1 protein-coding gene is annotated in these 565 nt (G+C 69.2%); it reads right to left on the minus strand.

Annotated elements, in window-relative coordinates; genetic code table 11:
* Positions 1–66 precede the first annotated feature (66 nt).
* Positions 67–565 (minus strand): 3-oxoacyl-[acyl-carrier-protein] synthase III C-terminal domain-containing protein (locus tag DH10_RS36010; protein WP_281423905.1); only part of this gene is annotated, 499 nt, incomplete at its 5' end.

Below are 565 nucleotides of genomic sequence, written 5' to 3' on the forward strand. Positions count from 1 at the left end.
GGCCAGCCGCGCCAGCACATGGGAGCCAAGGAAGCCGCTGGCGCCGGTGACGAGCACGGCCATCCGTCAAGCCTCCAGCGCCATGCCGCCGAAGGACACGCCGGCCGACGTGCCGAGGAAGAGCAGCTTCATGCCCGGCGCCACGCGCCCCTCGCGGCGCGCGACATCGAGCGCGAAGGGAATGGAAGCCGCGATCTGATTGCCGAAACGGGCCGCGATGTCGACCAGCTTTTCCGGCGCGAAGCCGGTCTGGCGCGCCATATGCGCCAGCGCGATCGGGCTTGCCTGATGCGGTACGACGAGGTCGACATCCTCCTGCCGCCAACCGGCGCGCTCCAGCAAGTCTCCGACAAAGCCGCTGAAATGGCGCGAAGTCAGGCGGAACAGTTCCTTGCCGTCCATGTGGAAGAGGCTGTTGTCGGCGAACTCTTCCGGCTGACGATGGAAATCGAAGCGCGTGCCGCCGGCGCCGATGCCGCAGGCCCCCCAGCCGGATGGATAAGTGCGCATCAGGCTCGCCGCCACCTTGCCCTCGGCAGGCCCCGCCCTGCGCAGCACGGCCGCC

It is taken from the genome of Mesorhizobium silamurunense, from assembly GCF_014843825.1.
GTDB lineage: Bacteria > Pseudomonadota > Alphaproteobacteria > Rhizobiales > Rhizobiaceae > Mesorhizobium > Mesorhizobium silamurunense.